General features: G+C 66.9%; 22 protein-coding genes. 13 read left to right on the top strand and 9 right to left on the bottom strand.

From position 1 onward, the window contains the following. The first annotated feature begins 170 nt into the window (after positions 1-170). Positions 171-2,096, top strand: a complete 1,926-nt coding sequence (locus tag BACI348_RS19965) for an FAD-binding monooxygenase (RefSeq protein WP_159829487.1) — start codon at positions 171-173, stop codon at positions 2,094-2,096. On the opposite strand, the gene BACI348_RS19960 is transcribed toward BACI348_RS19965, so the two are convergent. After that, entirely contained in the window at positions 2,078-2,935 is an 858-nt protein-coding gene (locus BACI348_RS19960) for a prephenate dehydratase (RefSeq protein WP_159829485.1), read from the bottom strand. The genes BACI348_RS19965 and BACI348_RS19960 overlap by 19 nt on opposite strands. 100 nt (positions 2,936-3,035) lie before the next feature. After that, positions 3,036-4,940, bottom strand: coding sequence for an amylosucrase (locus tag BACI348_RS19955; RefSeq protein WP_159829483.1), 1,905 nt, complete (start codon positions 4,938-4,940; stop codon positions 3,036-3,038). 100 nt (positions 4,941-5,040) lie between these two features. Here BACI348_RS19955 and BACI348_RS19950 point away from each other — a divergent pair, with 100 nt between their 5' ends. Both BACI348_RS19950 and BACI348_RS19945 read left to right on the top strand, forming a co-directional pair. Then, positions 5,041-5,418: a VOC family protein gene (locus BACI348_RS19950; RefSeq protein WP_159829481.1), complete on the top strand. Its 378-nt coding sequence runs from the start codon at positions 5,041-5,043 to the stop codon at positions 5,416-5,418. A gap of 268 nt (positions 5,419-5,686) precedes the next feature. Next, positions 5,687-7,162 (top strand): APC family permease, encoded by a 1,476-nt coding sequence (locus BACI348_RS19945; protein WP_159829479.1) that lies wholly within the window; start codon positions 5,687-5,689, stop codon positions 7,160-7,162. Here BACI348_RS19945 and BACI348_RS19940 read toward each other — a convergent pair. After that, positions 7,159-7,881: an AmiS/UreI family transporter gene (locus tag BACI348_RS19940; RefSeq protein ID WP_159829477.1), complete on the bottom strand. Its 723-nt coding sequence runs from the start codon at positions 7,879-7,881 to the stop codon at positions 7,159-7,161. The two genes, BACI348_RS19945 and BACI348_RS19940, sit on opposite strands and share 4 nt — an antisense overlap. A gap of 201 nt (positions 7,882-8,082) precedes the next feature. Between BACI348_RS19940 and gdhA the strand changes: the two genes are divergently transcribed. Next, positions 8,083-9,420, top strand: a complete 1,338-nt coding sequence (gene gdhA / locus BACI348_RS19935) for an NADP-specific glutamate dehydrogenase (RefSeq protein WP_159829475.1) — start codon at positions 8,083-8,085, stop codon at positions 9,418-9,420. Between the two features lie 25 nt (positions 9,421-9,445). On the opposite strand, the gene BACI348_RS19930 is transcribed toward gdhA, so the two are convergent. From BACI348_RS19930 to BACI348_RS19920, 3 genes are all read right to left on the bottom strand, one after another. After that, complete coding sequence (locus tag BACI348_RS19930) at positions 9,446-10,411, bottom strand: AraC-like ligand-binding domain-containing protein (RefSeq protein WP_159829473.1); 966 nt, start codon at positions 10,409-10,411, stop codon at positions 9,446-9,448. A 122-nt stretch (positions 10,412-10,533) separates the two neighbouring features. Beyond that, on the bottom strand, positions 10,534-11,646 hold the full coding sequence (locus BACI348_RS19925; RefSeq protein WP_159829471.1) for a D-TA family PLP-dependent enzyme: 1,113 nt from the start codon (positions 11,644-11,646) through the stop codon (positions 10,534-10,536). After that, positions 11,643-12,245, bottom strand: coding sequence for a TetR/AcrR family transcriptional regulator (locus BACI348_RS19920; RefSeq protein WP_159829469.1), 603 nt, complete (start codon positions 12,243-12,245; stop codon positions 11,643-11,645). Before BACI348_RS19920 ends, BACI348_RS19925 begins: the two co-directional genes overlap by 4 nt. A 123-nt stretch (positions 12,246-12,368) precedes the next feature. Here BACI348_RS19920 and BACI348_RS19915 point away from each other — a divergent pair, with 123 nt between their 5' ends. Both BACI348_RS19915 and BACI348_RS19910 read left to right on the top strand, forming a co-directional pair. Then, positions 12,369-14,330, top strand: coding sequence for a primary-amine oxidase (locus BACI348_RS19915; RefSeq protein ID WP_159829467.1), 1,962 nt, complete (start codon positions 12,369-12,371; stop codon positions 14,328-14,330). Next, positions 14,314-14,808 carry a hypothetical protein gene (locus BACI348_RS19910; protein ID WP_236557656.1) on the top strand — a complete coding sequence of 165 codons (495 nt, stop codon included), beginning with the start codon at positions 14,314-14,316 and terminating at the stop codon, positions 14,806-14,808. Before BACI348_RS19915 ends, BACI348_RS19910 begins: the two co-directional genes overlap by 17 nt. A 50-nt stretch (positions 14,809-14,858) precedes the next feature. Here the strand turns inward: BACI348_RS19910 and BACI348_RS19905 are convergent, their stop codons facing one another. The 3 genes from BACI348_RS19905 to BACI348_RS19895 form a co-directional block, all read right to left on the bottom strand. Further along, on the bottom strand, positions 14,859-15,608 hold the full coding sequence (locus tag BACI348_RS19905) for a ThuA domain-containing protein (RefSeq protein WP_159829465.1): 750 nt from the start codon (positions 15,606-15,608) through the stop codon (positions 14,859-14,861). Next, positions 15,608-16,744 (bottom strand): Gfo/Idh/MocA family protein, encoded by a 1,137-nt coding sequence (locus BACI348_RS19900; protein ID WP_159829463.1) that lies wholly within the window; start codon positions 16,742-16,744, stop codon positions 15,608-15,610. Before BACI348_RS19900 ends, BACI348_RS19905 begins: the two co-directional genes overlap by 1 nt. A gap of 146 nt (positions 16,745-16,890) precedes the next feature. Further along, entirely contained in the window at positions 16,891-17,889 is a 999-nt protein-coding gene (locus BACI348_RS19895) for a LacI family DNA-binding transcriptional regulator (RefSeq protein WP_159829461.1), read from the bottom strand. Between the two features lie 190 nt (positions 17,890-18,079). On the opposite strand from BACI348_RS19895, the gene BACI348_RS19890 reads away from it, so the two are divergent. The 7 genes from BACI348_RS19890 to BACI348_RS19860 all read left to right on the top strand — a co-directional run bounded on the left by BACI348_RS19890 (position 18,080) and on the right by BACI348_RS19860 (position 25,772). Continuing rightward, positions 18,080-18,667 (top strand): helix-turn-helix domain-containing protein, encoded by a 588-nt coding sequence (locus tag BACI348_RS19890; RefSeq protein WP_236557655.1) that lies wholly within the window; start codon positions 18,080-18,082, stop codon positions 18,665-18,667. A gap of 244 nt (positions 18,668-18,911) precedes the next feature. After that, positions 18,912-20,252, top strand: a complete 1,341-nt coding sequence (gene glnT / locus BACI348_RS19885; protein WP_236557654.1) for a type III glutamate--ammonia ligase — start codon at positions 18,912-18,914, stop codon at positions 20,250-20,252. A 29-nt stretch (positions 20,253-20,281) separates the two neighbouring features. Beyond that, the gene (locus tag BACI348_RS19880; protein WP_159829455.1) at positions 20,282-21,190 is read left to right on the top strand and encodes a class II glutamine amidotransferase domain-containing protein; all 909 of its coding nucleotides are present in this window, start codon (positions 20,282-20,284) and stop codon (positions 21,188-21,190) included. Further along, a complete protein-coding gene (locus BACI348_RS19875) occupies positions 21,178-21,900 on the top strand; it encodes a GltB/FmdC/FwdC-like GXGXG domain-containing protein (protein WP_159829453.1) in 723 nt (240 codons plus the stop codon). The genes BACI348_RS19880 and BACI348_RS19875 overlap by 13 nt, the downstream gene beginning before the upstream one ends. A gap of 8 nt (positions 21,901-21,908) precedes the next feature. Next, the gene (locus BACI348_RS19870; protein ID WP_159829451.1) at positions 21,909-23,303 is read left to right on the top strand and encodes an FMN-binding glutamate synthase family protein; all 1,395 of its coding nucleotides are present in this window, start codon (positions 21,909-21,911) and stop codon (positions 23,301-23,303) included. Beyond that, positions 23,303-24,475: an FAD-dependent oxidoreductase gene (locus BACI348_RS19865; protein WP_159829449.1), complete on the top strand. Its 1,173-nt coding sequence runs from the start codon at positions 23,303-23,305 to the stop codon at positions 24,473-24,475. The genes BACI348_RS19870 and BACI348_RS19865 overlap by 1 nt, the downstream gene beginning before the upstream one ends. 10 nt (positions 24,476-24,485) lie before the next feature. After that, entirely contained in the window at positions 24,486-25,772 is a 1,287-nt protein-coding gene (locus BACI348_RS19860; RefSeq protein WP_159829447.1) for an allantoate amidohydrolase, read from the top strand. Positions 25,773-25,835: the final 63 nt, after the last annotated feature.

Raw genomic sequence — 25,835 nt, 5'->3', positions numbered from 1 at the left:
GCTCGCTTGTCAACCCCTGCCGCGCCGCCATTCCCGGCGCCCTTGTCGTCCGCATCACACGTGGCGTACAGTGTTGCTCCAACAGAAGTTTTCTCATATGGAAACCTAAATTCTATTATCGAACACGATCCTTCTGGCCGCCAGGGCCGCACAACGAAGTGAGGAATCCCGTGCAGTTTCACCACCACGGTTATGTATCCGGAGACCCGCGGGTCAAGCCCGCAGCCGGCGTCGGCCTAAACCGCCCCGATGAGCTCCCGGACGAGGTTGACGTGCTGATTGTCGGCACCGGACCGGCGGGAATGCTGGCCGCTGCCCAGCTTTCGATGTTCCCGGGCGTCACAACGCGGATCATCGAGCGCCGCCCGGGACGGCTCGCCATCGGCCAGGCCGACGGGATCCAGGCGCGCAGCGTGGAGACTTTCCAGGCCTTCGGATTCGCCGAGCGGATCATCGCAGAGGCCTACCGGATCACCGAGATGGCGTTCTGGAAGCCGGACGCGGCCAACCGCGCGAACATCATCCGGACTGCCAGGGCCGTGGATGATGAAATGGGTATCAGCGAATTTCCGCACCTGATCGTCAACCAGGCCCGCGTACTGGACTACTTCGCCGAATTCGCAGCCAACTCGCCGTCCCGCCTGAAGCCGGACTACGGCTACGGGTTCCAGTCCCTGACCGTCGCGGATGACGGCGAATACCCGGTTACCGTCAGGCTGCTCCACACCGCCGGTCCCCGGGAAGGCCAGGAACGGGTGGTCCGGGCCAAGTACGTGGTGGGGGCGGACGGCGCGCGCAGCAAGGTTCGCGAAGCGATCGGCTGCCGGCTCGCCGGCGACCAGGCCAACCATGCCTGGGGCGTGATGGACACCCTCGCCGTCACCGACTTTCCCGACATCCGCACCAAGTGCGCCATCCAGGGCGAAAAGGGCAGCATCCTGCTGATTCCGCGCGAAGGCGGACACCTCTTCCGGATGTACGTGGACCTCGGCGAAGTGGATCCGGCCACCCACCATGCCGTGCGGAACACCAGCATCGAGCAGATCATCCAGAAGGCCAACGAGATCCTCCATCCCTACACCCTGGACGTTCGCAACGTTGCCTGGCACAGCGTCTATGAGGTGGGCCACCGGCTGACGGACAGGTTCGACGACGTCCTGCCGGAGGACCGCGGTACCCGCAATCCGCGGGTCTTTATCACCGGCGATGCCTGCCACACGCACAGTGCCAAGGCCGGCCAGGGCATGAACGTCTCCATGCAGGACGGCTTCAACATCGCCTGGAAGCTCGGTCACGTCCTGGAGGGCCGCAGCCCCGAGAGCCTGCTGGCCACCTACTCCGCGGAGCGGCAGGTGGTGGCGAAAAACCTGATTGATTTCGACAAGGAATGGTCCACCATGATGGCCAAGAAGCCGGAGGAGTTCGAGCACCCCTCGGACCTCGAGGATTTCTACGTGCGTACCGCGGAGTTCCCTGCCGGGTTCATGACCGAGTACGCGCCGTCCATGCTCGTTGCCCCCGCCAAGCACCAGGCGCTGGCCACCGGTTTCCCGGTGGGCAAGCGCTTCAAGTCGGCGCCCGTGGTGCGCGTGGGCGACACCAACCCGATGCACCTTGGCCACCACGCCACGGCGGACGGCCGGTGGCGCATCTACGTTTTCGCCGACGCGGCACCCGCCGGCCCGCACTCAGCCGTGGCGGACTTGGCGGCGTGGATCGCGGACTCGCCGGAATCGCCGCTGGCCGCGACGCCGCCAGACGCCGATCCTGACGCCTGGTTCGACGTGAAGGTGATCTACCAGCAGCCGCACACCGCGGTGGACATCGGAAAGGTGCCCGCCGTCTTCAAGCCGCAGGTGGGCCCGTTCAAGCTCACGGACTACGAGAAGGTGTACGCCACCGAGCCTGCCGCGGACATTTTTGAGCTGCGGGGCCTGGACCGCGGCGGCGTGGTGGTGGTGGTGCGGCCGGACCAGTACGTGGCGAACGTCCTGCCGCTCACCGCGACGGCCGAGCTGGGGGAGTTCTTCGCCGGTCTCCTGACGCGGAACCAGCTCAAGCCGCGCCGTGCTGCGGGTCAGCCGCTGACGGTCTGAGCCGCCCTGTATTCCGCGGCCGCGTAGACGCCGAGGATGCGCACCTCGGTGGTGAAGAAGTCCAGTTCCTCGAGGGCCAGCTTCAGCGGCAGGTCCTCGGGGTGGCCTTCGACGTCGGCCATAAACATGGTGGCCGCGAATTCGTTGCCCACCATGTAGCTTTCCAGGCGGGTCATGTTCACGCCGTTCGTTGCGAAGCCGCCCAGTGCCTTGAAAAGGGCGGACGGGACGTTACGGACGCGGAACACAAAGCTGGTGACCGCCGGTCCGGGCAGTTCGTCCCGGCCCGGCAATGCCGTTTCCCGGGCCAGGACCACGAAGCGGGTGGTGTTGGAGGGGTCGTCCTCAACCCGGGAGGCCAGCACTTCCAGGCCGTAGATCTGCGCGGCCAGCGGGGGAGCGAGGGAGAGCTTGCGGGGATCGTTCCACTCGGCCACTTCGCGGGCGGACCCTGCGGTGTCGCCGGCGATGATGGGTTTAAGGCCGTGCTCGCGGATCAGCTTCCGGCACTGGCCCAGGGCATGGATATGGCTGTGGACCTCGGTGGCACCGTCGATGGTGCTGCCCGGGATGCCCAGCAGGTCGAAGTGGATGGGCAGGAAGAACTCACCCACGATCTGCAGGTTGGACTGCGGCAGCAGGATGTGGATGTCCGCCACCCGGCCGGCGATCGAGTTCTCGATGGGGATCATGCCCAGGTCCGCCTGCCCGCTGGACACGAGTTCAAACGCGTCCTCAAAGCTGGCGCAGGGCACGCTTTCCATGTCCGGGAACATCTGCTTGCACGCGATATTGGAGTTGGCGCCGGGCTCACCCTGGTACGCAATCTTGGAGGCCATGATCCGTATGGTTTCACGCCCCGCCCCCGCCCGCCCAACCGGGTCGCGCTAAGTGTCGGTTTGGAGCTCCAAAACGACACTTAGCGCTGGTTGGTTGGGGCTAAACGGGGGTGACGCGCAACCAGAGGTACTGGCGGGGGAGGAGCGTGAGGCCCTCGGCCAGCTGCAGGCCGGCTTCGGAGAGAAGGTCCACGGCGGCACTTGAGTATCCCGAGAAGGTTTCGGCGGGCAGGGTCTGGGCCTGGTCGCTGAAGTTGGCCAGTGCCAGCACCCAGGTTTGCCAGCCGGGGCGCTGGTAGGCAAGGACGCTTTGGTTGTTTGTGGCGAAGTCGACCAGCCGGGTGCCGGCCAGTTCGGCTGTGCGTGCGCGGACCTCGGTCATCCGCTTGAGGCCGTTGAACACAGCGCCTTCAGGGGTGGAAGGGTCTTTGCGGCGGTCATACTGTTCCGCGGGGTAGTGCGGCCGGTGGACCCAGCGGCTGTCCGCTCCGTGCCCGGGCTCCGACGCGTACGCGTAATCGTTGACCTGGCCAACCTCGTCGCCCAGGTACAACAGCGGGATTCCCCCGGTGCTGAAGGCAACCGAGTGGGCCAGGAGGATCCGCTCCACTGCCTCAGCCGGGTCCACTTCCATGCCGCACAGGGACGCCGTCGTGCCTGAAATCCTGCAGTCACCTGTCTTGGGGTTGTCCTGGAAGGGGACGCCGCGGGCGAAGCTGCCGGGGAAGCGGTTGACGTAGAAGGAGTTCAGGAACCGGCGGTGGTCGAATCCGTTGATGCCCAGCTCGGCCGCGTCCTCGTCCGCGAAAGTCCAGCCGATGTCGTCGTGGCTGCGGACGTAGTTCACCCAGGAGGTGCCCTCCGGGATGTTGTGCCGGCGCTCCAGCGCCTGGGCCAGGAGGGAAACGTCGCGGGTGGCCAGGGATTCCCAGATCAGGGCCATCTGCAGCGGGTTGTAGGAGAGCTGGCACTCGGCCGGATCGATGTAGAGGGCTACCTCGTCCGGGTGCACGATGGCCTCGGACTTGAACAGCAGCGACGGCGCCGCCAGCCGGCACACCGCGTTGAAGGCCTGGAGCAGGGTGTGCGCTTCCGGCAGGTTTTCGCAGGGGGTGCCCAGCTGTTTCCAGATGAAGGCGACCGCGTCCATGCGCAGGATGTCTACGCCCTGGTTCGCGAGGAACAGCATTTCCCCGGCCATGGCGCGGAAGACGTCCGGGTTGGAGTAGTTCAGGTCCCATTGGTAGGTGTGGAAGGTGGCCCAGACCCAGCGGCCGTCCTCCATCCGGATGAAGGACCCCGGGTGGTTCTCGGGGAAAATCTCACGCACGTTCTGCTCGAACGCGTCCGGCATGGTGCGGTCCGGGAAGATCCAGTAGTAGTCGCTGAACTCCGGATCTCCCGCAGCTGCCTTCCGGGCCCACTCGTGCTCATCCGAGGTGTGGTTGAAGATGAAGTCCACCACCAGGCTGATGCCGTTGGCCTTCAGCTCTGCGGCCAAAGACCGCAGCTGTTCCATGGTGCCCAGCTTCGGGTTGACCTTACGGTAGCTGGACACCGCGTAGCCGCCGTCCGAATGGGGCTCCGGCGCGAGGAACAGCGGCATGAGGTGCAGGTAGGTAAGGCCGAGCTCCTTGAAGTACGGGATGCGGGCGCGGACTCCCTCGAGGCTTTCCGCGTACCGGTCCACGTAGCAGACGCCGCCGAGCATGGTGTTGTCCAGGAACCAGCCGGAGTCCGCCTCGTGCTTGGCGTCCAGCGTTTTTAGTTCCGGGGACCGTTCCTGCCAGGACCGGGCGCTCTGGACCACCAGCGCCGCCAGTTGATCCTGCCAGTCGGGGCGGCAGTCATAGAGGGAGCCGAAGAGCTCCGTCAGGAGCGGGAGGTATTGATCCAGCCGGCGGTCGAAGTCCGGATCGGGGTTGAGGCCGGCAGTCCGTTCACGGGACAGCGCGGCCAGCACCTTCTGCCGCGTTGTTTCGTCCACCCTGACGGATTCCTGCATGCCCACGGCCCCTTCCGATATCCGCCGGCGTATCCGGCGGCGCCTGTAGGGAAGTATTCCACGTCACACCCAGCGGGGCGCTCCCGTTACACTGGCCTTCATGTCATGCCGCATCAGCGAACTGGTCCTCAACTGCGCCGATCCCGAACTGCTGGCGAAGTTCTGGGGTGACGTCCTTGGCTACGTCGAGCTCGGCCGGGAGGACGGCTCTATCGAGATCGGCCCGCCGGGCGCCGGGTTTGGCGGCCTGCAGCCCACTATTATCCTGAGCCCCAGCAGCAACCCGCGGACCGGGCGCCTTCCGCTGCACATCGACGTCAACCTCGTGGACCGGGACCAGGACGCCGAGCTGGAACGGCTGCTCGCCCTCGGCGCCCGGACGGCCGACGTGGGGCAGACCGGGAACGAGCAATGGCACGTGCTGGAAGACCCGGAGGGAAATGAGTTCTGCCTCCTGCGCAGGCGGCTCGAGGCCTGACCTCCCGAGGCGGGCAGGGCGCTCTTCTGCCGGTTGGGATCACGGCTCCCCGAAAGTTGGACCAGCATTCGGTTCCGGCATGGCGGGGAGCTTTTTGCGTTTAAGGGCTTTATGCAGACCCGGCGGTGCCCGCACTGCGCTCAGCAACAACAACTGATCGCTGCGCGACAAACCCCTGAAGCAAGTCCGCTGCCATGCTGAATTCAATGGTGCAGGACCGACAAACGCACCCTTCCCCCTAACGCTCATGACCGTCAAGAAGGATCCAATGAGTATTTCGAATTCCGAGTCCCGGACCGCCGACGCACGTCCCGCCAAGGAGCACTCCACCGCCCTCCGCGCCGGCAGCATCGGCGTGATGGGAATCCTGTTCTTTGTCCTGTCGGCCCAGGCGCCCCTGACGGGAATCGCCGGTGCTTCCCCGCTGGCTGCCGCGCTCGGCAACGGTGCAGGCGCGCCTGGCGCTTACCTGATTGTGGGCGTCGTGATTGTCATTTTCGCCGTGGGTTTTGTGGCCATGAGCCGCCGGATCCAGGCCAACGGTGCCTTCTACGCCTATGTAACGGCGGCGTTCGGCAGGACGGCCGGTGCCGGCGCGGCCTGGCTGGCGCTGCTGGCGTACAGCACCGTGCAGGCGGCAATGTACGGGCTCTACGGGGCGGCGTTTTCCGGACTCCTTGCCTCCGCCGGCGTCAGCATTCCCTGGTGGTTGCTTGCTCTGGGCACGATGGCGGGTGTCCAGGTGCTGGGCTCACTCAATATCGAACTCGGGGCCAGGGTCCTGGCCCTGCTGGTGGGCTTCGAAGTGGCCATCCTGCTCATGTTTGGCTTCACGGTGCTGTTCAGCGGCGGCGGCCCGGAAGGCATCAGTCTTGCGGCGTCCTTCTCGCCCGATGCCATCGCCGCCGGCGCCCCGGGCGTGGCCATCATGTTTGCCGTGGCCTCCATGTTCGGCTTCGAATCCACCGCCATCTACTCAGCCGAAGCCAAGGACGCCCACCGCACGGTAGCCCGGGCCACCTACCTGTCAGTGGCCGTGATCGCCGCCTTCTTCTCCTTCATTTCGTGGATGCTGGTGAGCTACTACGGCCCCTCGCGGGTCATGGAGGCCGCCGGGGCTGCCCTTGAATCAGGCGATTCCACCAGCTTTGTAGTGAATCCCATGGTGGAACTCTTCGGGCCGTGGGCGGGCATCACCACCGGCATCCTGCTGGTGACGTCGCTGCTGGCGGGCATCATCGCCTTCCACAACGGCATCAACCGCTACCTGCACTCCCTGGCACTCCAAGGCTCCATGCCCGCGGCCCTCGCCCGGACCAACCGTCACCGGGCACCCGCTGTTGCGGCCCGGATCCAGACCGCCACCGCCGTCGTGCTGGTAGTCCCGTTCGCGCTGCTCGCGCTGGATCCGGTCCTCACCCTGTTCTCCTGGTTCAGCGGACTCGCGGTGGCCGCGCTGCTGGTGCTGTACATCCTGTGCTCGGTGGCCGTGGTGGGGTTCTTCCGGCGCGAACGGGTGCAGGGGCAGTTCTGGCAGACGCTGCTGGCACCCGGCCTCGCCAGCCTGCTGCTGGCGTGGGTGCTGTTCCTGGTGGTCAGCAACTTCACGGCGCTGATCGGCGGAAGCGCGGAAACGGCCGCTGTCCTGCTCGCTGCCGTTCCGGTCATGTTCGCCGCCGGTGTCCTGGTGGAGTCGCGGATCGAACGCAGGCTGAAGGCAGGCGGCCCGCGGCCCACGGGCTAACGGGCAGCTTTTTCGCCTGACGCTTCGAGTGGTAAGTCTGGCTGGGCGGTCCGGACCGGTGCAAGGGCACCGGGCCGGGCCGTTCCGTGCGCGGCCAGGGTCTTTCGTGCCAGGGTCTTTCGTGCCAAGGTCTTTCGTGCGAGGGTCCGGCGCGCCAGGATCCCGGCCGCCGTGAACAGCGCCCCCAGCAGGACGGCGGCAGTGGCCGCGACCTGGGGGCTGCGCGGCCACAGTCCGGCCAATCCGAGGAACGCAGGAATGGTGGCCGTGACCTGGCTGGTGAGCACCAGCGCCCAGCCGGTGAAGGTGTCCACCCGGGCCACGGCCAGGGCCATCGATACAAAAAACAGTGCCCACAGCGCTGACCAGCACAGCCACAGGACGGCCAGCAGCGGATCGTCGCGCAGCCATGCCGCCGCGAGGAGCGGCCCCACCACGGCCACCATGCCGCAGAACCAGCCCAGTCCCTTCGAGCCAAGTTTCAACAGGGAGTCCAGGCCCACATAGACATACGTCAGGCCGAACAGGAACATTCCCGCGGCCTCCAGCGCTCCGCCGGCAGGGGTGCCCGGGGACAGGACGACGACGCCGAGCAACACCTGGACGATTCCCACTGCCAGACTCAGCACGGCTGCGTCGCGGCGGGGCACGTGGCCCAGCGTTGCCAGGCCGTTGACCAGGAGGGCGGCGCCGGAAAGGAGAAGGCAGACATACGGCATCAGGAGGCTCCGCCGTCGGACGAACAAATTGCAAAATTTTTCGTGTAGTGGAATTTTTCTGTCACAATACGGAGATTAGCCTAGGCCAGGCCGCCCACCTAACGATGCGCAGTCGTAATGGGATAGGTTGACACGTAAACCTTTGGGACGATGCCGCCTTCGTGTGGACCGTCCACTGCACGGCCACGTAAGGGAGACTTCATGGACGCACGGCTGGAGGCCATCAGGGATACAGTCCTGGCCCGGAACCCCGGCGAGGCGGAATTCCACCAAGCCATCACGGAGGTCTTCGAAAGCCTCGGCCCGGTCCATGACCGGCACCCGGAGCTCCTCGAGGCAGCCATCCTGGAGCGGCTGTGCGAGCCCGAGCGGCAGATCATCTTCCGCGTCCCGTGGACGGACGACCATGGCCGGGTGCAGATCAACCGCGGTTTCCGGGTGGAATTCAACTCGGCACTGGGTCCCTACAAGGGCGGGCTGAGATTCCACCCCTCGGTGAACCTGGGCATCGTCAAATTCCTTGGCTTTGAACAGATCTTCAAGAACGCGCTGACCGGCATGCCCATCGGCGGCGGCAAGGGTGGCTCCGACTTCGACCCCCGCGGCCGCAGCGACGCCGAGGTGATGCGGTTCTGCCAGTCCTTTATGACCGAGCTCTACCGCCACATCGGCGAATACACCGACGTCCCGGCCGGCGACATCGGCGTGGGCGGGCGCGAAATCGGCTACCTTTTCGGCCAGTACAAGCGCATCACCAACCGCTACGAATCCGGTGTCCTCACCGGCAAGGGCATCTCCTGGGGCGGCTCCCTGGTCCGGCCGGAAGCAACCGGCTTCGGCACCGTCATCTTCGCCAACGAGATGCTCAAGACCCGCGGGCTCTCCTTCGACGGGCAGCGCGTGGTGGTTTCCGGTTCCGGAAACGTGGCCATCAACGCCATCGCGAAGGCGCAGGCGCTGGGCGCCACCGTGGTGGCCTGCTCGGACTCCAGCGGCTACATCATCGACGAAGCGGGAATCGACGTTCCGCTGCTGCGCCGGATCAAGGAAGTGGAGCGGGCCCGGCTCAAGGAATACGCGGTCCGCAAGCCGGCAGCCACCTATGTGGACGGTGGTTCCGTCTGGGATGCCGGCGCCACGGTGGCGCTGCCGTGCGCCACGCAGAACGAGCTCGACGGCGGTGCTGCCGCGGCCCTGGTGCGCGGCGGCCTGCTGGCCGTGGGTGAGGGCGCCAACATGCCGAGCACCCCCGACGCCGTCTCAATTTTCCAGCAGGCCGGTGTCCTTTTTGCGCCGGGCAAGGCAGCCAATGCCGGCGGAGTGGCAACCTCCGCCCTGGAGATGCAGCAGAACGCCAGCCGCGATTCCTGGTCCTTCGAGCACACCGAGCAGCGGCTCACGGACATCATGGTGGGAATCCACGACCTGTGCGCCGCCACCGCCGACGAATACGGAGCGCCCGGGGACTACGTCCTTGGCGCGAACATCGGCGGGTTTGTGAAGGTGGCCGACGCCATGCTCGCGCAGGGGCTCATCTAAGCCGCGCCAGCGCCGCGTTGCTGTGTCAGGAGCGGCGCCAGTCGGTGGGGGACATGCCGAACGCGTCGCGGAAGGTGCGGCTGAAGTGGGCCGCGTCGAGGAAGCCCCAGCGGGCAGCCACCGTGCTGACCGATTTCCCGGCGTGCAGCGGGTCGCGCAGGTCGCGGCGCGCGCCGTCCAGGCGCTGGCTCCGGATCCAGCTGGCCACCGTGATGCCCGATTCGTGGAAGACGTTGTGCAGGTGACGGGTGGAGATGAAGTGCGCGGCCGCGATGCTTGCCGGGGACAGCAGGGGATCGGCCAGGTTGGCATCGATGTATTCGCGGATGGACGCGGCCAGCAGTGCCTGCGGCTTCATCCGGTCCGGTGCGATGTCCATTTCCGCGTGCAGCATGGTGGACACCAGGTCCAGGGCGTTGGTGGCCAGCCGTGAACCGCTGGGACCGCCCAGGACGTCAAGGTTTTCGGAGAGCTGGCGGATGAACTGGCCAACGATTCCGCTGAGGCCCGTGGTGCCGGCCATCCTGACGGCAGCGAGCTGGCCTACGTAGTCCGTGGGCAGGGTCAGGGCGTCGCACGGAAACATCACCACCATCATTCGTGCCTGCTCCTCGAATGCCAGGGTGTAGGGGCGGTTGGTGTCGTAGATGGCGAGGTCTCCGGGCTGGAGGAGCGCCTCCCGGTTGTCCTGGATCAGGAGGCCCGTGCCTTCGAGCTGGAGGTTGAGCTTGAAATACCGCTCGCCGGTCCGGGCAATGAGCGCGGGCGTGCGGTGGACCTCATGGGATGTGGCGGTGACCTCGATGATGGACATCCGGTCCAGTACCCGCGAACGCAAGATGCCCTTGAAGCCGTCCGCGTCAGCCGTGTGCGCGCTGAGCGGAACAAAGGACTCGGCCACGAGGTGCTTCCAGTCATCGAAGGTCCGGGCAATACTCGTGGTGACGTCCTGGTTGGCTGGTGGGGCGGGGCGTACGGTTGTTGCTGGCATGGATGTTCCTGTCGACGGACGGCCATCTGACGTTCCCCAAAGACTGTGTTCTGGAACACAGTCCTACGAGAGTAGCGCCGGCCGGCATCTTTTTTCAACACCCGTCGAAAAACCCGAACGTATTACTTGTTCCTGCCACGGGCGGCGACCACCCAGCGGTCCATCAGGTTGCCCCGGCTGACCACCGCCACGTCATCCACCAGGTTCATGGCAAGGCAGACGTGGTTGGGGATGACCCGCAGCCGTGTGCCGACCGGCGGCAATACACCGTCGTCGTGCCATTCCACCGTGGCGTGGTGCTCCGACAGGGCGGTAATCCTCGCGCCGGGGTGGTCCATCAGCCGGCCGAAGCCGGTAGCCCACGCCGGCCGGTCGCTGCCCAGGATCTTGCTGCCGGCGTCGAGGATAAGGCGCGGCGGAGTGCCCGGGGCCGGCGGATGGTGGCTGACCACGGTGGCCGCCACCGTCAGTGCGATGTCCTCGAGCGCGCAACGGCCCAGCTCCAGCTGCTGGGCATCACCAAGCACGTACACGCCCGGACGCACCTCGGTGGCTCCCGAAGCCTTGGTGAGGAGTGCCGTGGGGGTGGATCCGCCGCTCATCACGCGCGCCTCGAAGCCCGCCGCGCTCAGCGCTTCCGCCGCCTGGTGCAGGGCCTCCTGCTCCTGCGCGGCGGCTTCGAGCGGCTTCCCCGGCGCATAGCTGTGGCCGGGAAACGTGAAGACGCCTGCCACCTTGAGGCCGGCATCGGACGCCGCCCGGGCCACCGTTGCAGCGGCTTCCGGCTGGACGCCGCTGCGGTGGTGGCCGCTGTCGATCTCCACCAGCACGCTGACCTCCGCCGCAGCAGCACCCAGGCCTGCTCCCAGTGCGGCGGCGCCGGCTTCGGAGTCCACACCCACCGAGATTTCCGCGGCCGCGGCAAGGTGCCGGAGCCGCTCCGCCTTCTGCGGCGACAACCAAAGCGGATAAGCAATAAACAGATCCATCACGCCCGCCGCGGCGAATACTTCCGCTTCGCCAATGGTGGCTACGGTCAGCCCCACGGCTCCAGCGGCCAGCTGGCGGTGCGCAATTTCCGGGATCTTGTGGGTCTTGGCATGCGGGCGCAGCGCGAGCCCCTTCGCCTGCACCGCCTGGGACATCCGCGCGATGTTCCGGTCCAGGATGTCCATGTCCACGAGGATTTCGGGGGTGTCGATACCGGCGGGAATGGCCGCGTTTCCGGCGTTCATGGGCGGGCCTGTCCGCCCAGCATTGCCAGGTAACCCTGAAGCTGCCGGTCATGCCCGAAGTCCGTGCGGCCTGCCGGAGCCAGTGCCGCCTCGATCTGTGCCCCGAGCAGCATGTTCAGGAGCTGGCCGGCCAGGACGTCGTCGCCGACGGCGGTACTCACGTCGCCAGCGTCCCTCGCCTCCCCGAGGTAACGCCGGATGGCAGCAAGCCATTCGTCCATGGACTGCTGGTGGATTAGCGCTTTTTGCGGGTCGTTGACGGCCCGCTGCCAGAAGGGGATCACGATCCGCGCCTCGTTGATGCGCTCCTCGTCGAGCGGCAGCACCTCGAGGGAAAACGCGCGCAGGGCGGCGAGGCCGGACAGGCCGTGCGTGACCTTGGCGATCCGCTGGTTGGTCCGGTTGAACACGTGGCTGAACGCGAATTCGAGCAGGGTGTCCTTGGTGGGGAAGTAGGGCTTCAGGGCGCCATTGGCGAAGCCCGCTTCGAGCGCAATCTCACGCATCGTGGCACCTTCAAGGCCGTTCCGCGCGATGATCCGCCAGGTGGCATCCACCAGTTCCAGGCGCCGCTCATCATGGTCAACAATCTTTGGCACCGCTGCTGCTCCCCGAAAATATTTCGCCCAAACCCTTGTGAGCCATCTTACGTAAAGCTTATTCTCTACAACTATAGAAAATAAACCGGTTGACCCGCAGCGGTCCGATCAAAGGTTCCATCCATGACGCTTGCAGCAGTTGAAACAACCTCGGCATTCCGCCTGGCCACCGCCGCCGAGATCCTTCAGGTCCGGTCCATCCTGCAGCAGGAGGGGCTCCTCGGCCCGCAGCACCGCATCGCCTACCTGGGCCTCCTGGATCCGGTCGGAACCGGCAGGCGGGCGGCCGGAACCGGCGCAGAGCCCGGGGGCCGCCGCTTCCGGGCCTTTATCCACGACGTCTCCGGGGCAGCGCCAAGCGACGTCGTCGTCTCCCTCACGCGCCAATTGGTGGAATCCGCCGTCGTGCTCGATACCGCGGTGACCGGCGAACTGCCCGTCCTGGAGGAGGAGTTCGAGGTGGTGGAAGCGCTGCTGGCCACCGACGAACGGTGGCTCAAGGCCCTGCAGGACAGGGACCTCGACGTGGCAAAGGTCCGGGTGGCCCCGCTGTCCGCCGGGGTGTTCGAGTACACCGAGGAGCAAGGCCGCCGCATCCTCCGCGGCCTGGCTTTTGTGCAGGACTTCCCCGAGGACAGTGCCTGGGCTCACCCCGTGGATGGGCTCGTGGCTTACGTGGACGTGGTGAACAAGGAAGTCACGCAGGTCATCGACCTCGGTGTCATGCCGATTCCGGCCGAACACGGCAACTACACCGACCCGGAGCTGGCCGGGCCGCCCCGCACCAGCCAGAAGCCCATCAGCATCACCCAGCCCCAGGGCCCCAGCTTCACGGTCACCGGCGGGAATCACGTGGAGTGGGAAAAGTGGAGCGTGGACGTGGGATTCGATGTCCGCGAAGGAGTGGTCCTGCACAACCTCGCCTTCGAGGACGGCGGCCGGGTGCGGCCCATCATCAACCGCGCCTCGATCGCGGAGATGGTGGTTCCCTACGGCGACCCGTCGCCCATCCGGTCCTGGCAGAACTACTTCGACACCGGAGAATACCTGGTGGGCCAGTACGCCAACTCCCTGGAACTGGGCTGCGACTGCCTCGGCGAGATCACCTATTTCAGCCCGGTCATCAGCGACGCTTTTGGCAACCCGCGGGAGATCCGCAACGGCATCTGCATGCACGAGGAGGACTGGAGCATCCTGTCCAAGCACTCGGACCTGTGGACGGGGATCAACTACACCCGCCGGAACCGCCGACTGGTGATCTCCTTCTTCACCACCATCGGCAACTACGACTACGGCTTCTACTGGTACCTCTACCTGGACGGCACCATCGAGTTTGAGGCCAAGGCCACCGGAATCGTCTTCACCTCCGCTTTCCCCGAGGGCGGTTCAGATAACATCTCCCAACTCGCCCCCGGCCTCGGCGCACCTTTCCACCAGCACCTCTTCAGCGCGCGGCTGGACATGGCCATCGACGGGTTCACCAACCGGGTGGAGGAGGAGGACGTGGTCCGGCAGGCCATGGGCCCGGGCAACGAGCGCGGCAACGCCTTCTCCCGCAAGCGCACAGTGCTGACCCGCGAATCGGAAGCGGTCCGTGGAGCTGACGCGAGGGCCGGCCGGACCTGGATCATCTCCAACCCCGAGTCGCGCAACCGGCTGGGCGAGCCGGTGGGCTACAAACTCCATTCCCACAACCAGCCCACCTTGCTGGCGGATCCCGAATCCTCGATCGCCAGGCGCGCGGCCTTTGCCACCAAGGATCTTTGGGTCACCCGCTACGCCGAGGAGGAGCGCTACCCCACCGGCGACTTCGTCAACCAGCACATCGGCGGCGCCGGCCTGCCAGCCTACGTGGCACAGGACCGGGACATTGACGGTGAGGACATCGTGGTGTGGCATACCTTCGGGCTCACGCACTTCCCGCGGGTGGAGGACTGGCCCATCATGCCGGTGGATACCGTGGGCTTCAAGCTCCGGCCCGAGGGCTTCTTCGACCGCAGCCCGGTCCTGGACGTCCCCGCCAACCCCAACAAGCAGGCCGCGGCCTGCCACGGTGAGGGCGGCAGCGGTGGCTCCTGCCACTAGCCCCACCCCGGGGGTTGCCGGCATTGGAGAACATACGACGACGGCGGGCCGGGCCCGTGCCGGCGGTCCCGTCCTGCACTCGCGGGCCTGCGCCGTGGTCACCGCTGTGTCCTGCGTTGCGCACCTGTGGTGGGCGGCCGCCGGCCACCACGGTGTTTGGCTGGGCATTGTGATGGTGGCGCTGGCGGCCGTTTGTGTACCCTGCACCGTCCATATCTGGCGGCACAGCAGGGTGCGTGCCTTGCACCAGGTGACGCTCTCGGCGCTGCTAACGGTCGTGCTGCATGCGGCTCTGCTGCTCGGCGCGGGAGGTGCCGGGCACGCCCACGGCGGCAGGCCGGCGTCGTACTTCGCCCAAACGTCCGGAAGCGCCCAGCTGTTGCTGATCATCGGACTGGAACTGGTAACCGCCCTGCTCGCCGCCTCGCTCGTGGCGCGGCTCCGGAAGCGGAGTTTTTGTCCACGTATGCCGGGATAAAGTCCCCTAAAGCCTGCATATCCGGACAAAAACTCCGCCGGCGGGAGGGGTCAGCCCTGGTCGAACCAGTTCCGCGACGGGTTGGTGACCTCCGGGGCAGCGCGGTGCAGGTCCGGCTGGGCCGCCCACTTCACGCCGTTGGCCAGGACGCGCTGGATCTGGGGATGGTGGTACACCGGGTACTCCTGGTCGCCCGGGCTGAAGTAGAAGATCCGCCCCTTGCCCCGGGTGAACGTGACGCCGGAGCGGAACACCTCGCCGCCCGCGAAGGAGCTGATGAAGATGAGGTCGTCCGGGTCCGGAATGTCGAACAGCTCGCCGTACATCTCCTGCTCGGGGATAACGATGGGGCTGTCCACACCTTCGGCGATGGGGTGTGAGGGCTTCACGGTCCATACGAGCTCGCGCTCGCCGTCGTTCCGCCACGCCAGCGAGCAGCTGGTGCCCAGCAGCTTGGTGAACACCTTGGCAAAATGCCCCGAGTGGAGCACGATCAGTCCCATACCGCCCAGCACGTGCCGGTGGACGCGTTCGACGACGGCGTCGCTCACCTCGTGGTGGGCCATGTGTCCCCACCAGAGCAGGACGTCCGTCTCGGCGAGCACCTCCTCATCCAGGCCGTGCTCATCATCGGTGGCGAGCACCGCCGTCGTAACTTCCGCCTCGGGGTAGTAGGAACGAAGGCCCGCGGCGATGGCGCCGTGGATGCCGTCGGGGTAGATCTCACCAATGTGGGATGGCTCGTTGATGGCCTCGTGGACGCCTTCGTTCCAGACCCGGATCCTCAGTTCGTGGTTCATTAGAGACGAACCTCCCTCTGCTCCAGTGCGGACTGGTAGCACGCGTCGATGATCTGCGCCCGGTAGAGCGCCAGGGAGCCGTCATGCTCTCCCCAGACTGCCTCTCCGCCGCGCACTGCCGTGATGAAGTCTTCCACTACTGCGTCATGGGCGCGGCCCGGCAGTACCGGTGGCACGTAGTCCGCGGATTCGCCTTCCTTGTCCGTGAACACGCGGAGCTGGCCGACGGCCGGGAAGGGTGCGCCCTGCACCTTGAGCTCGGCGCCGCCGTCGGTGCCGTAGATCGTGAAGTCCAGGAGGTCGTCCATTTCGCGGTACGTGGCCCAGCTGGCCTCGATCAGCAGGGTTCCGCCGCCCTCAAGCCTCAGGAACGCGGAAGCGAAGTCCTCCACCTCGAACGCGTGCGCTGAGGCGAGGGCCGAGTACTCTTTTCCGCCGCCGCGCCCCTGCGGGCCCAGCTCGGAATGCGTGGCAGCAGAAACGGCCACCACCTTGGGTTCCCCGAGCAGGTGCAGCGCGTAGTCCAGGGCGTGGACGCCGATGTCCGCCAGGGGTCCGCCGCCGGCGAGCTCCGGATTGGTGAACCAGCTGCCGAGGGTGGGGATGCCCGAACGGCGCAGCCAGGATGCCTTGGCGTAGTACGGCCGGCCCAGCCCGCCGTCGTCGATGACATCCTTGAGTGCCTGGATGTCGCCGCGGCGGCGGTGGTTAAAGGCGACGTCCAGGACGCGCCCGGCCTTGCGGGCCGCGTCCACCATGGCCTGGCCTTCGACGGCGTTGCGCGCGATGGGCTTCTCGCTCAGTACGTGGATCCCGCGTGCAAGGGCGGCGACGGCGATGGGCGCGTGCAGGAACGTAGGCACGGCCACGCTGATCGCGTCCAGGCCGCCGTGCTCCAGCATTTCTTCCCAGTCCGCGAAGGCGTTGGGAATGGAGTATTCGGCCTGCAGGGAGTCGCGGAGTTCCTGCTCCATCCCGGCCAGCGAAACGATCCTGACGCCGTCAAGCGCGTCATAGGCCTTCAGGTGCTGCTGGCCGGCCCAGCCGATGCCGACGACGCCCACCCGCAGTTCTGCTGCCGGTGTTCCTTCCGGGAAAGCGGCGGGCTGCGCGGACGACTGCTGCTCGTGGTTCAAGGGATGCTTCCTTAGGGGCTGGGTGGGACGTGTTCAGTGCGGTCTTGGAATCGATTCCAAGTATCAGGGACGGATGGCGCTGAAGACTGATTGGAATCGATTCCAAAAAGTCTGTCAGCCGCTTCCGGGGCTGTCAACCCCCTGGGTCAGTCCTTTGTGGAGCCGCGGACCACGAGTTCGTGTGAAAGGAAGATCCGTCCGCGCCGGTGTCCACCCGGCCCGGTCATGCGCGCAAACAGTGCTTCGAAAGCCACCTGTCCCATTTCATAGGCAGGCTGCCTGATGGTGGTCAGTTCCGGCACGCACATTTCCGCCTGGACGGAGTCGTCAAAACCCGCCACGGCGATGTCTCCCGGGACCCGGAGGCCGGCATCGGTGATTTCGCGTACGCATCCTGCGGCCACCGTATCGCTGCCGCAGAACACGGCATCCGGCAGCGGGTCCAGGTGCAGAAGTTCCTTGGCGAGGCGGCGCCCGGCGTGGAAGTCGAACTCGCCGTCGGCCAGGAGCAGATGCTCCGGCGCCAAACCGGCTTCGGCGGCCGCCGCCCGGAAGCCTTCCTCGCGCAGCCTGCCGGAGCGGGCCAGTCGGTTGCCTATCATGGCCAGGCGGCGGCTCCCCGTTTCGATCAGGTGCCGGGTGATGTCGAAGGCGGCCTGCCGGTCGTCGATGGAAACACCAAACGCCGCCTCGGAGTCGACGATTTCGCAGACCTGGACCACGCTCAACTGCTCCGCCAGCGCTTCAACATCCGCATCCGGCATGGTGGGCGAAAACAGGATCAGGCCATCCACTGAGCCGTTGCGCAGCATGTCCACCAGCTGCTGTTCACGTTCAAGGTCCCCGGACGTCGGCGCAATCAGGCTGACATAGCCGGATAACGCCGCCGCGTCCCCGAACCCCCGGAAAGCCTCGCTGATCACGGGGGAGTTGAGGTTCTTCGCGAGGGCCAGGATGCGCATGGTCCGGTCGCGGCGCAGGTCGCGGGCAGAAGCGAGCGGCCGGTAGTTGAGCTTCCGGATGGCGCCGGTGACTTTTTCCTTGCTTGCTGCGCTGACGGCCGGGCTGCCGTTGAGGACACGGGAAACGGTGCCCACGGAGACGCCTGCCGTCTTGGCGACGTCCTGGACTGTCGCTCGCGCCATGTGTCGTTTCCTTCCGCGACCAGTGACCGAGGTCCTCGCTGCCGTGCCCGTGCCGTGCCGTGCTGCGGCGGGTTTCCCCAGCATAGCTGTGCGGCCGGGTGGAGCGTCGCACGGTCGCCGCAGGCGGCTGCAGGGAGGGCAGCGGTACGGGCAGCCCGGCCCCAGCGGCGTCCCACCTATGATGGCTGATATGACAGAACATGCCCGGGAAGAGGTTGCCGGCAAACTCGAGCAGGTGATCGCAACCCAGCTGCGGCATTACCGCACCTCCCAGGGCCTGTCCTCTGCCGAGCTCGCAGCCCGCACCGGGCTCTCCAAGGCGATGATCTCCAAGATTGAAACGGCCAGCACGTCCTGTTCGCTGACCACCTTGCAGCGCCTGGCGGACGGGCTCAGGATCCCCGTCACGGCTCTGTTCCGCGGTGCGGATACCGACCGCGATGCCACCTTCACTAAGAACGGCCAAGGCAGCCTTACCGTCCGCAGCGGTACCCGGCACGGGCACGAATACCGTGTGCTGGGCACCTTGAAGGGCCGCACCGATGCGTTGGAGCCCACTCTGGTGACGCTGACCGACGCCTCGGATGTTTTCCCGCTGTTCCAGCACCCCGGCACAGAATTCATCTACATGCTCGCGGGCCGGATGGTGTACGGCCACGGCCAGTACGAATACACCATGGAGCCGGGCGACTCGCTCCTGCTCGATGGTGAAGGCCCGCACGGCCCGCTCGAGTTGCAGGAGCTTCCCATCAAGTTCCTGGCCGTCGCCGCCAAGTAGGCCCAGGGCCGTCATGCCCTTACTCGGATAGGCACCTTTCAGCCGGTGTCGTGTTTCCCGCACGTTAAGCACCCGTTGTACCCGGCCGCGCCCTGCGACGTCCAGATTTAACATTTCCTGCGCTCAGCTGAAACACCTTTTTGACTACTGTGGTTCAACAAGGTTTCATATCAAGTAACAGCAAGCGAACAGGACAGTTCCGATGACTAGTCTCGCGACACCTGAAGTACCAACGGATTCGCCCTTGCACGAAAACACCGGCGGCATCTCCCTTGCGGACATCGCCAGGGCCCACAATGTCCGGTTCCTCCTGGCTACCTTTGTGGACATGACGGGGAAGCCATGCGCCAAGCTGGTCCCGGTGGAGGCCGCCAATGAGCTCGAAAACGGGGCCATGGGCTTCGCCGGCTACGCCGCGGGCCTCATGGGCCAGAAGCCGCAGGACCCGGACCTGATCGCCATTCCCGATCCCGCGTCCTTCACCCCGGTCCCCTTCATCAAGGAGGGGCTGGCCATCGTGCACTGCGATCCGCACGTAGACGGCAAACCCTGGCCCTACGCCCCGCGCGTGGTCCTGAAGAACACGCTCGCCCGGCTGGCGGGCCAGGGCATGCAGGCCAAGGTGGGCGCCGAGGTGGAGTACTTCCTGGTGAAAAAGAATGACGACGGGACGCTGAGCACCGCCGATGAAAAGGACGACTCACCCCGCCCGTGCTACGACGCCCGCGGCGTGACCCGCATGTACGACCACCTCACCTCCATCTCTGATGCGATGAACAGCCTGGGCTGGGGCAATTACGCCAACGACCATGAGGACGCCGCCGGCCAGTTCGAGCAGAACTTCAACTACGCCGACGCCCTCACCACCGCGGACAGGGTGGTGTCCCTCCGCTACATCCTGAACATCCTGGCGGAGCAGCGCGGCATGACCGCCACGTTTATGCCCAAGCCGTTCACCGACCGCACTGGCACCGGCCTGCACTTCCACCTTTCCCTGTGGGCAGGTTCCGAGGCGCTGTTCCCCGCTGCGGGAACGGACGACGGCGGCCGGGGCCTTGGGCTGTCCGGGCTCGCCTACTCATTTATCGCCGGGATCCTGGACCACGCCCCCGCGCTGCAGGCCTTCCTCGCCCCCACGGTGAACTCGTACAAGCGGACCGGAGCCACCACCAGCTCCTCCGGCGCCACCTGGTCGCCGCGGAAGGCATCCTTCGGCGGGAACGACCGCACCCACATGATCCGGGTGCCGGACAACAAGCGGATGGAACTGCGCTCCGGGGACGGCTCCGCCAACCCGTACCTCGCCATCGCCACCGCCATCGCGGCCGGGCTGGACGGCGTGGAGAAGTCCCTGGATCCGGGCCGCCCGTCCGGTCCGGGGGAGTCCAGGCCAGATGCACATTTCCTTCCGGCCACCTTGCTCCACGCCGTGGAAGCGCTGCGGAAAGACCCCGTCATCCTGGCCAGCCTCAGCGGCGACCCGGCCATCGGCAGCTACTACGCCGACGCCAAGGAAGAGGAATTCCTCACCTGGCACAACCAGGTCAGCGACTGGGAAATCCGAACCTATCTCACCTCGATTTAGCAAACCCCACTCAGTAAAGGAATCCCACCATGTGCGGAATCGCCGCGTTGCAGCTGCGCAACCCCTCGCTGCATCCCCGGATGGGCAGCCTGCTGTCCTCGATGCTGTGCCAGATCGTGGACCGCGGACCGGACTCGGCCGGCCTCGCCGTCTACAACACCCCCGGCCTGGTCAGTGCGGGAACATCCACCCTCAGCCTCCTGGGCAAGGACCAGGGAATGACGACGGCGGCCATCACCGCAGGCGTCGCGGCTCTCCTCCCGTCCGATGCAGCAGCAGCCGCCAAAGTAGTGGGTGACACCACCCTGGTGAGTGCCGCCGTCGGGACTGACCTGCTGGTGAAGGCCGTTAGCGAAATTCTCCCGGGTTCCACCATCATCGGCCGTGGCGGGCACGTCGCGGTGATGAAGAGCGTGGGCCACCCGATGGAGATCGCCGCCGAGCACGGCCTTGAAGCGATGGCCGGAAGCCAGGGCCTGTCCCACACCCGCATGGCCACTGAATCGGCAGTGACGGCCGGCGGCTCGCACCCCTTCTCCGTGGCGGACGACCTCTGCCTGGTCCACAACGGCTCCTTCTCCAACCACGCCACGGTCCGCCGCGGCCTTAAGCGTGAAGGCGTGGTGTTCGACTCCGAAAACGACACGGAGGTGGGCGCCCGGTACGTGGCCTCACGCCTGAAGCAGGGCGACACGCTCGAGGAAGCCCTCGTGAACCTGGGCAGGGTCCTGGACGGTTTCTACACCCTGGTGGTGACCACCGCGGACAGCATGGCCGTGGTCCGCGACCCCATCGCCTGCAAACCCGCCATCATCGCCGAAACGGACGACTACGTCGCCATGGCCTCCGAGTACCGCGCCCTGGCCGGCCTGCCCGGCATCAACAACGCCCGCATCTTTGAACCGGAACCCGGAAAGGTCTACACATGGTCACTCTGACAGCTCCCGAAGCCCCTGCCGTTGACGTGCTGAAGGAAACCACCGTTGACCTGGCCGCCAGCACGGTCCGGGAACTCAACCAGGCCATCCACAATGCCGAAGACGGGCAGGCCTGGACTGTGACCAACCCCGGCGGCAAGCACAGCCTGGCCGTCGGCATCAACGCCGGCATCGCGGTGACCATCGACGGCCACGCCGGCTACTACGCAGCCGGGATGCACCAAAAAGGCGACGTGACCATCAACGGCAATGCCGGCGTCGGCCTCGCGGAAAACATCATGTCCGGGACTGTCCACGTCAGAGGTGACGCGTCCCAGTCGGCAGCGGCCACGGGGCACGGCGGCCTGGTGGTCATCGACGGCAACGCCGGTGCGCGCTGCGGGATTTCCATGAAGGGCGTGGACATTGTGGTAGGCGGCAACATCGGCCACATGTCCGCGTTTATGGCCCAGGCCGGCCGGCTGGTGGTGTGCGGCGACGCGGGGGACGCGCTGGGCGACTCCATCTACGAAGCGCGGATCTACGTCAAGGGCACGGTGGCCTCCCTTGGAGCCGACTGCATCGAAAAGCCCTTGCGCGAAGAACACCTCACCGAACTCGCGGAACTGCTCGCCGCCGCCGGCCGCACCGACAACCCGGCCCACTTCAAGCGCTACGGCTCAGCCCGGAACCTCTACCACTTCAGCGTCCACAACTCGACGTCGTACTAGGAGCCCCCATGACCATCACCTCAGTACCGCTCCCCGCTGAAGCGCCGCAAGCAGCGCCCGCGCAGAACCTGGCAGCCCCCGATATCGCTGCGCTCGGCCTGCGGGAGTCCGCCACCTTCGACCGCGCCACCATTGCCGACATCCAGCGCGCTGCCGCCACCGGCGTCTATGACATCCGGGGCTGGGGCGCCAAGCGCAAGGTCCCGCATTTTGATGACCTGCTCTTCCTCGGAGCCTCCATGTCCCGCTACCCGCTGGAGGGCTACCGCGAAAAGTGCGATACCGACGTCGTCCTCGGCGACCGGCACGCCACCCGCCCGCTGCACCTGCAGACCCCCGTGACCATCGCCGGCATGAGCTTCGGCGCACTGTCCGCCAATGCCAAGGAGGCACTGGGCCGCGGCGCGTCCGAAGTGGGCACCTCTACCACCACCGGCGACGGCGGCATGACGCCCGAGGAGCGCGGCCAGTCCAAGCACCTGGTGTACCAATACCTGCCGTCCCGCTACGGCATGAACCCGGACGACCTCCGCAAGGCCGACGCCATCGAGATCGTGCTCGGCCAGGGCGCCAAACCCGGCGGCGGCGGGATGCTCCTGGGCCAGAAAATTACCGAACGCGTGGCGGGAATGCGCACCCTGCCCGTCGGCATCGACCAGCGCTCCGCCAGCCGGCACCCCGACTGGACTGGCCCGGACGACCTGGAAATCAAGATCGGGGAACTCCGCGAAATCACCGACTGGAAGACACCCATCTACGTCAAGATCGGCGCCTCCCGCCCGTACTACGACACCGCGCTCGCCGTGAAGTCCGGCGCCGACGTGGTGGTGTTGGACGGCATGCAGGGCGGAACGGCCGCCACGCAGCAGGTGTTCATCGAAAACGTGGGCATCCCCACGCTCGCCGCCATCCCGCAGGCCGTCCAGGCGCTGCAGGAACTCGGCGTGCACCGCACGGTCCAGCTCATCGTTTCCGGCGGCATCCGCACCGGGGCAGACGTTGCCAAGGCCATGGCCCTGGGAGCGGACGCAGTGGCTATTGGCACCGCGGCCCTCATTGCCCTGGGTGACAACGACCCCCGCTACGCCGCGGAGTACTCCGCGCTGGGGTCAGCCGCGGGGTTCTATGACGACTTCCAGGACGGCCGCGACCCCGCCGGCATCACCACCCAGGACCCCGAACTGTCCGGCCGCCTGGACCCGGTCGCGGCAGGCCACCGCCTGGCCAACTACCTCCGCGTCCTCACCATGGAAGCCCAGACCATTGCCCGGGCCTGCGGAAAGTCCCACCTGCGCAACCTGGAACCCGAGGACCTGGTGGCGCTGACTATCGAGACGTCCGCCATGGCCCGCGTGCCGCTGGCAGGCACTTCCTGGATCCCCGGAGTGCAGGGAAGCTTCTGATGCCTCGCTCGATTTCCGACTCGGCGGAGTATGTGGTGGTGGGCGCCGGCCTGGCCGGCGCCGCCACCGCCTGGCAGCTCGCATCCCGCGGCCACCAGGTCACCCTGCTGGAGCGCAGTACACCGGCCGCACATGACGGCAGCTCCCACGGCTCCGCCCGGATCTTCCGCTACGCCTACCCGGACCCCTTCTATACCCGGGCCGTCCTGGAGTCGAAGCGTCTCTGGGATGGGCTCGCTGCGGCGTCGGGAACTTCCCTGATCACTCCGTTCGGCGCCGTGGATTACGGCCCCGAGCGCAACCCCCGGCTGCTGGCCTCGGTGCTGGCAGGCGAAGGGATTGAGCACGAACTCCTGTCCGCCGCCGAAGCGCGGGACCGGTGGCCGCAGATCGCCTTCGATACGGAGGTCCTTTGGCACCCCGGTGCCGGGGTGATCGACGCCGAAACCTCCGTCAACGCCATGGTGGCCCTCGCCGTCGGGCACGGCGCCCGGCTGGTGACCGGCTGGGAGCTGCACAGCGTGGAGCGGACCGGCACAGGTTACCGGCTTCGCTCCGCAGCCGGGGACACCATGGTAGCCGGCAACGTGGTGATCAGCGCCGGCGGCTGGCTGCCCGGGCTGCTGGGACAACTGGCGCTTCCCGCGGGTTTCCTGGCCGGGCTTCCGGAGATCACCGTCCGGCAGGAGCAGGCGTTCCACTTCAAGTACCGGGAATCCGACGGCGGTGCTGCTTCGGGTGCCGGCGGCTGGCCCACGTTCATCCACAAGGCCGCCAACATCCAGGCCTACGGCCTTCCCGGTGGACGGGACGCGGGCTTGGCCGGGCAGAAAGTGGCCGAATACAACGGCGGGAAACTGATCCCGTCCGCCTGCGAACAGACCGGCGAAGTGGATCCCGCCAACCGCCGCCGCGTGGTGGACTACGTCGGCCGCTACCTGCCCGGCCTGGACCTTGAACCGTACGCCGAAACCACCTGCCTGTTCACCAACACCCCCAACGAGGACTTCCTCATCGACCGTGTGGAGAACCTCACCGTCCTGTCGCCCTGTTCCGGGCACGGCGCCAAGTTCGCGCCGCTGATCGGTCAGTGGGCAGCGGACCTGGCCACCGGCGCCGGGACTGTTCCCGGCCGGTTCCGCAGCGTGACCTCATCAGCACTGACTACCTAGGACGGGTACCTTGAGCGTTCCACCAACGGCAGCCACCCTGGCTGCCCCTCCCGCCGCGGCCACCAGCGCCGCCACGGTAACCGGCCTGCTGCGGGACATCGCCACCGTCGGCCGGGATACGTCACGGGGCGGCTACTCGCGGCCGGTCTTCTCCACCGCGGAAACAGACCTTCGCACCTGGTTTATCGAGCAAGCGGAACGGCGCGGCCTCGACGTCCACACCGACCACAACGGCATCATCTGGGCCTGGTGGGACACCTCCGCCGGAACGCGGCGCGACGCCGTGGTCACAGGCAGCCACCTCGATTCGGTCCCCGGCGGAGGTGCGTACGACGGCCCGCTGGGTGTCGCCTCGGCGCTGGTCGCCGTCGATATCCTGAAAGCCCGCGGGCTGCGGCCCCGCCGGCCGCTGGCCATCGCGGTGTTCCCCGAGGAGGAGGGCTCACGCTTCGGCGTGGCCTGCCTGGGCTCCCGGCTCCTGACCGGCGCGCTGGACCCGGACAAGGCGCGCCGGCTCACGGACCCGCACGGCAACACCTATGCCGACGTCGCGGCCGCGAACGGGCAGGACCCCCGGCTCATCGGCGCCGACTACAAAACACTCCAGCAGCTGGGCCTGTTCGTGGAGCTGCATGTGGAGCAGGGCCGGGGGCTGATCGACCTGGACCAGCCGGTGGCCATCGGCTCGTCCATCCTGGGCCACGGCCGCTGGAAGCTCAGCATCTCCGGGCAGGGCAACCACGCGGGAACCACCCTGATGGCCGGCCGCAAGGACCCTATGATCGCCGCCGCCAAGATTATGGTCAGCATCCGCGATACGGCCCGGAAGTACCGGGACGCCCGGGCCACCGTGGGCAGGGTCCAGCCCGTCCCGGGCGGCACCAACGTAATCGCCTCCCGCGTGGACCTGTGGATCGACGTCCGCCACCCGGACGACTCCGTCACGGCAGCCCTGGTGGAAGCCATCCGGTTGAACGCCGAGGTCTTCGCTGCGGAGGAAGGCTGCACCGCCGGCCTGACTGCCGAATCACTCAGTCCCACAGTGCATTTCGACGACGGCCTGCGGGACCGGCTGCAGGGGTTGCTTCCCGCCGCTCCGGTCCTGGACACCGGAGCGGGGCACGACGCCGGGGTGCTGAGCGCCCACATCCCCACCGCCATGCTGTTCGTCCGGAACCCCACCGGCATCTCGCACTCGCCGGACGAGCTCGTGGAGGACCGGGACGCGGAGGAAGGCGCCGCGGCGCTCGCGGACTCCCTGGCGGGGCTGCTCGGCGAGGCCCGCACCATGGGGTAGGGCCGCCGTCGTACCGGCAGGGGTCAGCCTTGCCGCAGCCGTCCGCGCAGCCCTGCCGCGCCT

The sequence above is a fragment of the Arthrobacter sp. 9AX genome (genome assembly GCF_902506095.1).
Classification (GTDB): Bacteria; Actinomycetota; Actinomycetes; order Actinomycetales; family Micrococcaceae; genus Arthrobacter.
Note: the sequence above shows the minus strand (reverse complement) of the source record. Positions and strands in the feature narration are given on the sequence as shown.